Consider the following 13,631-nt stretch of genomic DNA (forward strand, 5'->3'; position numbering starts at 1 on the left):
ATTCTTCATTACACTAAGACTTGTTGCCATTCTAAACGATCGAGAGTACGAGAGCGTTCTAAGGCACGTTCAAAGCTATCTAATTTAGGCTCGATGAGGAAAGGCTCACTAATATAACCTTGTACTGCTTCTTGGGTTTTTAAACCGTTACCAGTGATATAAACAACGGTAGTTTCTTCAGGATCAATTTTTCCTGCTTCTACTAATTTCTTCAACACGGCAACAGTTGTACCTCCTGCTGTTTCGGTAAAGATGCCTTCAGTTTCCGCTAAAAGTTTGATACCTTCAATAATTTCTGCATCAGTAACAGATTCGATATTACCGTTAGTTTTACGAGCGAGATCTAAAGCATACATTCCGTCAGCAGGATTACCAATAGCGATCGACTTGGCGATCGTGTTAGGCTTAACAGGGATAACAAAGTCTCTCCCTTCTTTGAATGCTTGGGCAATAGGAGAACAACCTTCTGCTTGCGCACCACTGAAACGCACAGGTTTATCATCCACTAAACCAACTTTAACGAACTCTTGAAAACCTTTATGAATTTTGGTAAACAAAGAGCCAGAAGCCAAAGGTGCAACGATATGATCAGGTAATTTCCAGCCTAATTGTTCGGCTACTTCAAACCCCAAAGTTTTAGAACCTTCGGAGTAGTAAGGACGTAAGTTAATGTTAACAAAACCCCAACCGTAGGTATTACCAACTTCACAACAAAGGCGGTTAACTTGGTCATAGTTGCCTTTAACAGCCATTACTGTAGGATTGTAGATTAATGTACCTAAAACTTTTCCAGCTTCTAAGTCCGAAGGAATGAAAACACAACAGTCTAAACCTGCATGGGCTGCGATCGCCGCAGTGGAGTTTGCCAGATTACCAGTACTAGCACAGGAGACGGTGGTAAAACCTAGCTCTTTAGCACGGGTTAAAGCAACAGAAACAACTCTATCCTTAAAACTAAGGGTAGGCATATTAACAGCATCATTTTTAATATAAAGATTTTTCAGACCCAAACGACGAGCCAAGCGATTTGATTTAACAAGGGGAGTCATCCCTGTACCCACATCGATGGGATTTTCACTTTCAACGGGCAAAAAGGCTTTATAGCGCCAGATAGAATTAGGCCCTTTGGCAATGCTTTCACGGCTTACTTGAGCTTTGATAGCATCGTAATCATAGGCAACTTCTAAAGGTGCAAAGGTTTCTTCGCAAATATGGATTGCTTTAAGAGGATATTCTGTACTTCCTTCTTTAGAAACTAATTTGGTGAAGGTAGGTTTAAATTTAGTGGTGGGACGATCGAGTGCTTGGGTCATTTTATCTTCTCCTGTGTTAGTCGATAATCTACGAATCTGAAAATAATCTTTAAATGATTGCTTGTGTAAAAAGTATAACAGTTAGCAAATTAGTTGGCAAATATACCAGACTAAAATAGTCGGGATTTAAAATATTTAACTGTGAATCTTGCACTAGCAATAAATTGATTTCAAGGGTGATGTTTATGTTTAAACAAATAATTAATGTCTATACTTTTTTAGATTTATAAATTTACATGCAAATTCTTCAGCAGTTTCTCGATTCTCAATAACAGTTATATTTTCTTCGATCTAATTCAATGGTTTGACGATAGTCAGCGATCGCTTTTTCATACTTTTTTAAATTATAATAAGCAAAATCAAGATTGTTATAAGCATTGGTATAATTTAGGTTTAATTCAATGACTTTACTATCGAACCTATTTAATATTTACACCTGTAACCTTAATGACAAAAGGCTTTGACAAGATTAATATATTTTTCTTGAAATCATTATTGTGTAATCATTCTAAAAAAGAGACTAAATCGGTTCTATAAAATTTTTTCGTATTTAAGTTTTTGAGTGAAAATTATAGAAACAGCAAAAAAGGTACTCTCAAAATGAAAGAATATGACTTAGTCATTATCGGAGGAGGTTCAGGTGGTTTAGTTGTCGCTAGTGCGGCAGCACAATTAAAAGCGAAAGTTGCCCTTATCGAAAAACATCGTTTAGGAGGAGATTGTCTCTGGTATGGTTGTGTACCTAGTAAATCTTTGATTCATGGTAGTAGAATCGCTTATCAAGTGCGAAATAGCTCTGATTTTGGGGTTTATAGCAATAATTTTGAGGTTAAATTTAATGAAGTTATCAATCATGTTAATAATGTAATCAGCACGATCGAACCCCATGATTCTCCTGATAGATTTAGGGGATTGGGAGTTGAGGTTATTTTTGGAGATGGTAAATTTATTGACGAAAACACATTTGAGGTAAATGGACGACAATTAAAACCCCGTAATTTTGTTATTTCAACAGGATCAAGTCCTAAAATTCCTGAGATTGAAGGTTTAAAGGAAGTGGGTTTTATTACCAATGAGCAAGTTTTTTCTTTAACAGAATTACCAAAATCTATAGTTATTATGGGAGGAGGAGCGATCGCTTGTGAGCTAGGACAAGCATTAAAGAGATTAGGCTCAGAAATAACTATTATAGCTAGTAGAAATCAACTTTTACCCAAAGAAGACCCAGAAGCATCAGAAATCATCGAAAATCAGTTCAAAGAAGAAGGTATAAGACTTATTAAGTCTGCGAAAGCTGAAAAAGTAGAATTAATTGAAGGGAAAAAAGTTGTTTCTGTACAAGGAGAAAAATTAATTGCTGAGGAAATTTTAGTTTGTATTGGACGTACTCCGAATATCAAATCTCTGGATTTAGAAAAGGCAAATGTTGAATATAATCAACAAGGAATTAAAGTTAATAATAAACTGCAAACTACCAATAAAAAAATCTATAGTTGCGGGGATGTTATCGGTGGTTATCAATTCACCCATGTAGCAGGATATGAAGCGACAATCATTTTACAAAATGCTCTTTTCTTTCCTACTAAAAAGGTCGATTATCGGGTTATTCCCTATGCTATTTTTACTTTTCCTGAATTAGCTAGGGTTGGCTTAATTGAACATCAAGCTAAAAGTTTTTATGGTGAGAATATTGCTATTTTAAAACAGGATATAAAAGGAGTCGATCGAAATCAAACTGAAGGAAAAGTAAAGGGATTTGCTAAAATTATTACAACTTTAAAAGGTGATATTTTAGGAGCGACTATTGTAGGAGAATCATCAGGGGAATTAATCCATGAAATTGTATTAGCAATGAAAAATAATCTTAAAGTTACTAATTTAACAAGTATTCATATTTACCCAACTTTAAGTGAAATTAATAGCAAAACAGCATTACTTTTTACTAAACAAAAATATGCTAAAAATCAAACATTACAAAACTTATTAAATAATTTTTTTGCTTTTCGTCGTTGGTTAGGATTCTAAAGATATATATATTTAGTAACCCATGTCCTTAAAAAGAAATTTAAAGATTCTGAGAAAATTGTGACAATTTGTTAAAAAATTTGTTAAAAATAGAAACAGCAAGTTTTAAAGCATACTAAAACAGTATCTTAAAACGGGGTTTGGATCATTACAAACTCATGCTATATTAAGAAAAGTTAATTGCATATCAGTGATATTGCTGAGTAGCAAATCGTCTCCGATAATAGTAATAGAGACAAAAAAAGTAAAACTTGACAAGTTAAAAAAAGAAAGATTATGACCATTGCAGTCGGCCGGGCGCCGGAAAGAGGGTGGTTTGATGCCCTTGATGACTGGCTCAAAAGAGACCGCTTTGTATTTGTAGGCTGGTCTGGTATCCTTCTATTCCCTTGTGCATATCTTGCATTAGGGGGATGGTTGACTGGTACTACCTTCGTTACTTCTTGGTACACTCACGGTTTAGCCAGTTCTTACTTAGAAGGTGCTAACTTTTTAACCGTAGCTGTGTCCTCCCCTGCGGATGTTTTTGGGCATTCCTTACTGTTTTTGTGGGGGCCTGAAGCTCAAGGAAGTTTAACTCGCTGGTTTCAAATCGGTGGTTTGTGGCCTTTCGTAGCATTACACGGAGCTTTTGGTTTAATTGGCTTCATGTTACGTCAATTTGAGATTTCTCGTCTTGTGGGGATTCGTCCTTACAATGCGATCGCATTCTCTGGGCCTATCGCTGTATTTGTAAGTGTTTTCTTAATGTATCCTTTAGGACAATCTAGCTGGTTCTTTGCTCCCTCCTTCGGTGTAGCAGGAATTTTCCGCTTTATCCTATTTTTACAAGGTTTTCATAACTGGACTCTCAACCCCTTCCACATGATGGGTGTTGCGGGAATTTTAGGTGGTGCTTTACTTTGTGCTATTCATGGTGCAACAGTAGAAAATACCTTATTCCAAGATGGTGAACAAGCTAACACTTTCCGTGCTTTTGAACCTACTCAAGCTGAAGAAACTTATTCTATGGTGACTGCTAACCGTTTCTGGTCTCAGATTTTCGGTATCGCATTCTCCAACAAACGTTGGTTACACTTCTTTATGTTGTTTGTACCTGTCACTGGTTTATGGATGAGTTCGATCGGAATTGTCGGTTTAGCATTTAACCTCCGGGCTTATGACTTCGTATCTCAAGAGTTGAGAGCGGCAGAAGATCCAGAATTTGAAACTTTTTATACCAAAAACATCCTATTAAACGAAGGGTTGCGCGCATGGATGGCGCCTCAAGATCAACCCCACGAAAAATTTGTATTCCCTGAGGAGGTACTTCCACGTGGTAACGCTCTCTAATCCTATTGGCGGTCGTGACCTAGAATCTACTGGCTTTGCTTGGTGGTCTGGTAATGCTAGACTCATTAATCTTTCCGGTAAATTATTAGGTGCACACGTTGCCCATGCTGGTCTAATTGTCTTCTGGGCAGGAGCAATGACCTTATTTGAAACTGCTCACTTTATCCCTGAAAAACCTATGTACGAACAAGGGTTTATCCTTTTACCCCACGTTGCTACTTTAGGCTGGGGTGTAGGTGCTGGTGGTGAAGTAACTGATGTTTTCCCTTTCTTTGTGGTTGGTGTTCTTCACCTTATCTCCTCCGCCGTTTTAGGTGTGGGTGGACTTTATCATGCTTTGCGTGGCCCTGAAACCTTAGAAGAATATTCTAGTTTCTTTGGCTATGACTGGAAAGATAAAAACCAAATGACCAACATTATTGGTTATCACTTAATCCTTTTGGGAGTGGGTGCTTTATTGCTCGTATTCAAAGCCATGTTCTTTGGCGGTGTTTATGACACTTGGGCTCCCGGTGGTGGTGATGTTCGTGTAATTAGTAACCCGACTCTTAACCCTGCAGTAATCTTTGGTTATTTGATCAAGGCTCCTTTTGGCGGTGAAGGTTGGATTGTTAGTGTTAACAATATGGAAGACATCATCGGTGGTCATATTTGGGTCGGTTTAACCTGTATCTTTGGTGGTATTTGGCACATCTTAACCAAACCTTTCGGTTGGGCTCGTCGTGCTCTCATCTGGTCTGGTGAGGCTTATCTTTCCTATAGTTTGGGTGCTTTATCCTTAATGGGATTTATCGCTTCTACTATGGTATGGTACAACAACACCGCTTATCCTAGTGAATTCTACGGGCCTACTGGTGCTGAAGCATCTCAGGCTCAAGCCTTAACCTACTTAATCCGTGACCAAAGATTAGGGGCTAACGTAGGTTCTGCACAGGGACCTACTGGTTTAGGTAAATACTTGATGCGTTCTCCCACTGGTGAAATCATCTTCGGTGGTGAAACCATGCGTTTCTGGGATTTCAGAGGTCCTTGGTTAGAGCCTCTCCGTGGTCCTAACGGTTTGGATTTAGACAAAGTCAGAAACGATATTCAACCTTGGCAAGTACGCCGTGCGGCTGAATATATGACTCATGCTCCTTTAGGTTCTTTGAACTCTGTAGGTGGAGTTATTACTGACGTAAATGCTTTTAACTATGTATCTCCTCGTGCATGGTTAGCAACTTCTCATTTTACTTTAGGTTTCTTCTTCTTAGTTGGTCATTTATGGCATGCAGGAAGAGCTCGTGCTGCTGCTGGTGGTTTCGAGAAAGGAATCGATCGTGAAAATGAACCTACTTTAGCAATGCCTGATCTTGACTAATATTCAAGTTTTGAATCTTTGCTAAATAATTTAAGCCTCTGCCTTAATGGTGGGGGCTTATTTTTTTTATATTCATTCATAAATAGAGGCTCTTCAAAAAAAAGAACTTAATTAATTCAAATAATATTAATAATTGGTTATTTGTAATTCTTAATTCTTGTTAAGATTGTTAAATTATTGTTAAATAATAGATATTAAATCAATGTGAGGAGATCAAATGTCAGAGGGAAATTTTAGCCGTCCAGAAAAATCGTTAAGGGAAGATAAACCTACAAAAATCCCTACATCTAAGAAAAACTCCTCTAATTGGTTATTAATGGGTTTCGGATTAAGTGCGATCGCCGTTTTTTCTGCTACCATCGGGGCTTTTTTAGCATTATCATTATCCCAAACTCCTTTGAGACAAGCTAAACTAACTCCTGCGGAAGAGGCAGTGTTTAATAAAGAAGAAACCTTGACATTTGATAATTTACAAATTCCCAAATTAAGTAGGCCTGTTAATATTCTTGTACTAGGAATTAAGGTAACAACAGAAGATCTTCCAGAGCAGAATCATGAAAATTTGGGTTATCATGCCTTGGTTAATTCCTTTGAAGGGTTATCAGATAGTATGTTATTACTAAGATTTGATCCAGACAAAGATTATGTAACGGTATTATCTATTCCTAGGGATACTAAAACTTTTGTGGCTGGAAAGGGAATTACGAAAATTAATGATGCTAATGCTTTAGGTGGGCCTGCTTTGGCGGCAGAATCTGTGAGTAGCTTATTAAATGATGTTCCGATCGATCGTTATATTAGAATTAACGTACAGGGAGTGGAAAAATTTATTGATGCTTTAGGAGGTGTAAATCTGTATGTACCTCAAAACATGAAATATACAGATCATAGTCAGCACTTATATATTGATTTAAAAGAAGGGGAACAACATTTAGACGGTTATAAAGCATTACAATTTTTACGATTTCGTTATGATGCTTATGGTGATATTGGTAGGGTTCAAAGACAACAAACTTTTATACGAGCTTTGATTGAACAAGCCTTAAGTCCCAGAACTATTCTGAAAATGCCTGATATTCTCTCTGTGGTTCGTTCTCATATTGACACTAATTTAACAACTAATGAGTTAATTGCGATCGCAGGTTTTACTGCACAAAAAAATCGTTCTAATATCAATATGGTAATGTTACCCGGCGATTTTAATGTGCCAGAAGAAGGAGAATTAAGTTATTGGTTGCCTAATCATAGAAAGATCTCAGAAGTCGTAGCACAACATTTTGATATGGAAATGGAATCTGATTATGACAGTGCCTCTAATAATTCAGATCTTAGTAATCTAAGAATTGCCGTGCAAACTACGGAAGATAATCAAGAATCAGCACAAAAAATAGTAGAGTATTTACGATCGCAAGGCTACCATCAAAGTTTCATAACTCAAAAATTTACTACTCAACCTTTTTTAAAAACAAAAATAGTAGCACAACAAGGAGATAATTTTTCTGCCGCAAAAGTCAGAGCTGATTTAGGAATTGGTGAGGTTATTGTGGAAAGTACAGGTGTATTGAATTCTGATATAACAATTCAGGTGGGTCAAGATTGGCCTAACATAAATTTTGATTATCCTAAAGAGAATAGTTTTAAAACAGTTTCTTATTGAGATAGAAAGGAAAGACGGAAGAAAATAATCATAATTGATTTTAAACTATAGGGAATTGATTTATTTCAGTTATTAATTAAATTTAATGCCTTTTGTTTTTACCAATTTGGGCTGCTTGACATCCTTTTTCCTTTATCAATTCAAGTTTCTTAATATCGAACTGAGGTGAACTCACTATGAATTGTGTTAATATCAAAATCAATAAGCACTTTTTTGTTAAGACTCATTTTACTCTGTTGAAATTAATAAAGTAAAATCTTGGCTGAAAGAGTAAATAGCATTTCCTTATAAGTTTTGATACACATTTGAGAATATGAACATCACTAAACGTGGACTAATTCTGGGTACGACTGCCTTAGCTGTTTCTAGTGTCGCCATTACTGGTTTTGGGCTTCGTTTTTCCCAAAGTCAGGCTTTTTTTCAAGATAGTCCTAAAGAATTAGTAGATGAGGTATGGCAAGTAATAAATCGCAAATATGTGGATGCTACCTTTAACGGGGAAGACTGGCGAGAAATAAGAAAAGAATATTTAGGAAAAGAATACAATGATAAGGAACAAGCCTACGAAGCAATTCGGGAAATGCTTAAAAAACTAGATGATCCTTATACTCGTTTTATGAATCCTGAAGAATTCAAGACTATGCAAATTGATACTTCAGGAGAGTTAACAGGTATCGGTATTCAAATTACTAAAGAGAAAGAAACGAATAATATTGTCGTCATTTCCCCCATTGAAGATACTCCAGCATTTGAAGCGGGGGTTGTGTCTAAGGATATTATCCGTAAAATTGACGGTAAAAGTACTGAGGGAATGGAATTAAATGATGCTGTGTCCATGATTAGAGGCAAACCCGGTACCAGTGTTGATTTAGTTATCGAACGGAATGGCAAAATGCTCGATTTTACGATTACAAGAGCTACGATCGAAATACATCCTGTTAAAACTAAAATTGAAAGTAACGCCGATGTAGGGAAATTTGATTATATCCGTTTAGTCCAATTTAGTGGGAATGCCTCTCTCGAAATGAAAGAAGCTATCTTAGAAGGGGAAAAAAATAACGTTAGCGGTTATATTCTGGATTTACGATCGAATCCGGGAGGCTTGTTATACTCTAGTGTTGAAATTGCTCGGATGTTCATTGATGATGGTAGAATTGTCACTACAGTCGATCGAGTTGGAGAAGTTGATGCTCATAGTGCAAATGGTACGGCTTTGACCAATAAACCCATTGTAGTATTAGTTGACGGTGGATCGGCTAGTGCAAGTGAAATTCTTTCTGGTGCGTTACAAGATCATAAACGGGCGATTATTGTAGGTACTCAAACCTTTGGAAAAGGATTAGTACAGTCGGTTCGGGGATTGGGAGATGGTTCAGGTATGGCGGTAACGATCGCTAAATATTTAACTCCCGACGGCAGAGATATTAATAAACAAGGTATTACCCCTGATGTAGTTTATGAAATGAGCGAAGCGGAAAAAGAAGTTTTGATCAAAGATCGGGAAAAAATAGGTACGATCGAAGATGGACAATTTAAGAAAGCCTTAGAAATTTTGTCTCAGCAGATAGCAAAAAAATAAAAAATTATTAAAAATCTGATTATTTTCCCACTTAATTAACCGACTTTAGTAGATTTATGCTATTAGCAATGAAACTCATTTCATTATGGGAGAAGGATTTTGACTAATAAACCCCTTTGCAATAAATTGACAAAGCTAACAGCAAAAGTCTGCTAAAGCGACTTGAAAAAATGTAATTTTATCTCAAATTTGAAAATCCCCCGGGTATAGAGGGGGGGTGATAACTGTATAAGTTTCAAGTTATTAGAAGAATGTTATATTATCAGCAGTAATAGCGATACTTGAATCAAAATCAGCTACTAGGACAGATCCGCCAGAGGCTAAACCATTACGATCGTAAAACAATTTACCTTGTCCCTGATCGTAACTAAAATTAGGACTTAAGCAAGGACTACTATCTAAGAAACCGTCAAGATCAGCATCACCGTTGAAAACAGCTCGATTAAATTGGAATATAACCGCTTCTCCTGCTGTATCGGGTAATCCATTAATAAGATCTCCTAAGTCTGCAAGAGCGTTATAAACTAAATTGATGTCATTTTTAGCTAAGGTAGTAGTAGTAGCTGTTGTACCTGTACCATTCACCTGTGTCAAATCACTGAATAAACCATTAATGTCGAGATTAATCGTATCTTTACCTGCTCCCCCATCAATAGTTATAGTATTACTATAGACAGCAGTATCAGAACCACCACTTAATGAAATGCTAATATTATCAACTCCAGCACCGCCATTAACATCTATAGTGTTACTATATACATCGGCATCTGCTCCCACAAGAGTTATACTAATTTGATCATTACCAGTATCACCATTAACGGTTATGTCATTAGAACTTACGGAAGAATCACCAGAGAGCAGTTCCAAATTAATGAGATCGTTACCAGTACCACCATCAAGGGTTATATTATTATTGCTAATAGTCGATGAACCAGATAAGAGTTTTGCGGAGATTAAATCGTTACCACTACCTCCGTTAATGTTAATATCATTGCTACTGATAGAATACGAGCCGTTATTAAATTCTAGGGTGATAATATCATTGTTGGTTCCACTATTAATATTCACACTATTGGAATAAATAGAGCTAGTGAAGGAGATGAATTTAACACTAATAATATCAACTCCAGTACCACTATTGATGGTTACATCATTATTTGAAAGTTCATCAGTACCACAATTCATGAGAACTTTGATATTATTATTACCATTACCCCCATCAATATTTACTGTATTACTTACAATTCCAGTACTGTAGGTTTCAAGAAGAGAGACATTGATAGCATCATTACCATCACCAGCAGTTATAGTAATGTCATTATTTTGCATGGTTGAAGTACCACCAGTCAAAAGAACTGTAATACTATCATTTCCTGTGCCACTATCAATATTGACATTATTACTACTGACATAATCACCATCTGCACCGAGAAGAGAGACATTAATAATATCATTACCTGTACCACCCGTAACAGCAACATCATTGTCATCTAAATCACTAGTGCCATTTTCCAGAATGATATTAATGGTATCATTTCCCGTACCACTATTAATTGTTACCGTATTACTGGAAACAGAGGAGCCTTCCATACCGAGAAGGGATACATTGATGATGTCATTCCCCGCATCACCGATGGCAGTAACATCATTATTATCTAAGTTGGAAGTACCATTTTGCAGAACAATATTAATAGTATCATTGCCTATACCACCATCGGCTACTACTGTGTTAGATTGCACATCACTTGAATATGCCTGAGAAAGATTTATGGTAATTACATCGTTACCAGTACCACCGTTAGCCGTAATGGAATTATTGCTGATAGTCGATGAGTAACCTGCTAAAACAATATTAATAGTATCGTTACCCGCATCTCCATTGACTAAGATTGTATTATTACTAATATAACTACTTGCGACTAAAGTCAGTTCAATAAGATCATTGCCATCGCCACCGGATAAAGTAATATTGTTGTTACTAATATTATCTTCAGCAACAAGATTTACAGTAATTAAGTCATTCCCTGAGTTACCAGTTACATTGATTGTGTTGGTATTTATATCATCATCGGTAACTAAACTAATAGATAATAAGTCCACTGCGGTAGTGCCAGTAAGACTAAAACTCTGAACAGATATAGCTGTGTTTGTTGAAACAATGATATTTTGAATCGCCATAATTTTAATTCTTTATTTTTCTAAATATGGAGATTAAATCAAGAATTTTGAAAAAATCTCTTTTATTATACTGTAAACTATATTATATTATAAAATTGAAATTACCTTTAAATATCAAGTAATTTTAACTAATTTATTATAATTCTAACTAAAAAAACTTTAGGTATTTTTATCATTTGAATAGCAAATAAAACCCATAGAGCTTACTTACGCATTTTTACCAAAAACTAGGGGATTAAGATTCTTTCGCTATCCCTCAGAATGATATTTTTCCTTTATTAGTGCGTAAGAAATGACACACAATTTACTTCTTTGAGTGTATTAAACCATCAAAAAATTTTTATGTATCCAAAACAAGAGAAAAACTTAAAAGCTGAACTTCAAATTATTGAAAAGCTGATTGTCGAAGAAAAATTAGAAGAGGCAGAAAATAAATGTTTGGAGTTACAAAAAGAACAACCTAATGATCCTATTATTGCTCATGCTTTAGGATTAATTTATTATATGCGTCAAAAATATGATGATGCGATCGCTAAATTTCGGATTACGATCGCTCAAATTACGAATAATCCTAATTTTTATAATAATTTAGCAGAGGCTTTGCGTCGTAAAGGAGAATTTAAAGAAGCCTTAGATTGTTTTCATGGTGCTTTATTAGTGCAACCTGCTTTTCTTAAAGCTCATTTAGGTATTGCTAACACCCTCATTGATTTGAAACGTTATCAAGATGCTAGGGCTAGATTTGAATTTATGATTAAATTAGATCCCAGTTTTGCTCCGGCGTATCATTATTTAGGAGTGATGTTAACTACCTTAGAGGCAACTAAAGAGGCAATTCCGATTTTGCGCAAAGCCGTAGCCTTAAAAAAAGACTATTATGAGGCAAAATTTAGTTTAGCTAATGCTCTTGAACAAGATTCTCAAACGAAAGAAGCATTACAGATTTATTATGAGTTACTAAAAGAAAAACCTAATGATGCTTCAGTTCATAATAATTGTGGTAATATTTTGCGCACTTTAGGAAGACTAGAAGAGGCGGAAGAACACGTCCGAAAGGCAATTCAATCTAATCCTGAACACGTATCCGCTTATTATAATCGATCGGCGAAGCATTTTGCTCAGGAAGTCACTCCTCAACAATTGCAAAGATTAGAAGAGTTAATTTTAGATCCTACTATTAGTGATGAAGATCGGAGTAATTTACATTTTACTTTAGCTCGTTATTATGATGCTCAGAAAGATTACCAAACTGCGTTTAATCATTATAAACAGGGTAATGATATTGACAGTCGAAAAGAGCCTTATAATCATGAAACCCAAACTAAAGTATTTTCGATTTTTAAATCTTTTTTTACTAAGGAGTTTTTTGCTACTCATCCTCATTTTGGTAGTTCTTCCGAAACACCAGTTTTTATTTTTGGAATGCCTCGATCGGGTACTACTTTAGTAGAGCAAATTCTGTCTAGTCATCCTCAAGTATATGGAGCTGGAGAGTTAAAATATATATCACAAATAATACAAACTTTAGCGGGTCAGTTTAGTAATCAAGCAGGGTATCCAGCGTGTTTAAATTTGTTGAATCCGATTAATTCTTGTAGTGTAGGAGAAAGTTACGTTAATAAAGTTAGAGATTTGGTACCGGGTGATAAAGAAAATATTTTACGTATTACTGATAAAATGCCGGGTAATTTTACTAATTTGGGCTTAATTTCCCTATTATTACCCCATGCGAAATTAATTCACTGTCGCAGAAATCCCATGGATAGTTGTTTTTCTTGTTTTACTCAACATTTTACACAGGTAATTGTTTATACAAGGCAATTAGAAGATTTAGGTAATTATTATCAATTATATGAAGATTTAATGGCTCACTGGCATAATGTTTTACCGATACCTATTCTTGATGTAAGTTATGAAAATATGGTAGAGAATACAGAAGAAATGACTCGAAAAATTATTGATTTTGTTGGTTTAGAATGGGATGATGCTTGTCTTAACTTCCATGAAACTGAGCGTAAAGTTAAAACAGCTAGTTTAGAGCAAGTCAGAAAACCGATTTATACTTCTTCTGTTGGCAAATGGCGACGTTATGAAACATTTTTAGAACCATTAAAACAGGCTTTGGGTGAATATGCTCCTCTTCCTGAGTCTCTTTTTTAAATTTATTTCAATCTTGTCTGTTTTTAT

8 protein-coding genes are annotated in these 13,631 nt (G+C 35.6%); 6 read left to right on the plus strand and 2 right to left on the minus strand.

Features of this window, described 5'->3' with window-relative positions:
- Positions 1 to 8: 8 nt before the first annotated feature.
- Positions 9 to 1,313 (minus strand): threonine synthase, encoded by a 1,305-nt coding sequence (thrC, locus tag GM3709_RS17105; RefSeq protein ID WP_060832887.1) that lies wholly within the window; start codon positions 1,311 to 1,313, stop codon positions 9 to 11.
- A gap of 600 nt (positions 1,314 to 1,913) precedes the next feature.
- Here thrC and GM3709_RS17110 point away from each other — a divergent pair.
- The 5 genes from GM3709_RS17110 (at position 1,914) to ctpC (ending at position 9,266) form a co-directional block, all read left to right on the plus strand.
- Positions 1,914 to 3,338, plus strand: a complete 1,425-nt coding sequence (locus tag GM3709_RS17110) for an NAD(P)/FAD-dependent oxidoreductase (protein ID WP_060833031.1) — start codon at positions 1,914 to 1,916, stop codon at positions 3,336 to 3,338.
- A 276-nt stretch (positions 3,339 to 3,614) separates the two neighbouring features.
- Positions 3,615 to 4,670: a photosystem II D2 protein (photosystem q(a) protein) gene (gene psbD / locus GM3709_RS17115; RefSeq protein WP_060832888.1), complete on the plus strand. Its 1,056-nt coding sequence runs from the start codon at positions 3,615 to 3,617 to the stop codon at positions 4,668 to 4,670.
- Positions 4,654 to 6,030 carry a photosystem II reaction center protein CP43 gene (psbC, locus tag GM3709_RS17120; protein WP_060832889.1) on the plus strand — a complete coding sequence of 459 codons (1,377 nt, stop codon included), beginning with the start codon at positions 4,654 to 4,656 and terminating at the stop codon, positions 6,028 to 6,030. Before psbD ends, psbC begins: the two co-directional genes overlap by 17 nt.
- A 217-nt stretch (positions 6,031 to 6,247) precedes the next feature.
- Complete coding sequence (locus tag GM3709_RS17125; protein WP_060833032.1) at positions 6,248 to 7,687, plus strand: LCP family protein; 1,440 nt, start codon at positions 6,248 to 6,250, stop codon at positions 7,685 to 7,687.
- A 313-nt stretch (positions 7,688 to 8,000) separates the two neighbouring features.
- Positions 8,001 to 9,266, plus strand: coding sequence for a carboxyl-terminal processing protease CtpC (ctpC, locus tag GM3709_RS17130; protein ID WP_060832890.1), 1,266 nt, complete (start codon positions 8,001 to 8,003; stop codon positions 9,264 to 9,266).
- A 243-nt stretch (positions 9,267 to 9,509) separates the two neighbouring features.
- Here ctpC and GM3709_RS17135 read toward each other — a convergent pair whose 3' ends face one another.
- On the minus strand, positions 9,510 to 11,444 hold the full coding sequence (locus GM3709_RS17135; RefSeq protein ID WP_066121510.1) for a hypothetical protein: 1,935 nt from the start codon (positions 11,442 to 11,444) through the stop codon (positions 9,510 to 9,512).
- A 342-nt stretch (positions 11,445 to 11,786) separates the two neighbouring features.
- Here GM3709_RS17135 and GM3709_RS17140 point away from each other — a divergent pair, with 342 nt between their 5' ends.
- Positions 11,787 to 13,604, plus strand: coding sequence for a tetratricopeptide repeat-containing sulfotransferase family protein (locus GM3709_RS17140; protein ID WP_066121511.1), 1,818 nt, complete (start codon positions 11,787 to 11,789; stop codon positions 13,602 to 13,604).
- Positions 13,605 to 13,631: the final 27 nt, after the last annotated feature.

The sequence above is a fragment of the Geminocystis sp. NIES-3709 genome, assembly GCF_001548115.1.
In the GTDB taxonomy this organism is placed as follows: Bacteria; Cyanobacteriota; Cyanobacteriia; order Cyanobacteriales; family Cyanobacteriaceae; genus Geminocystis.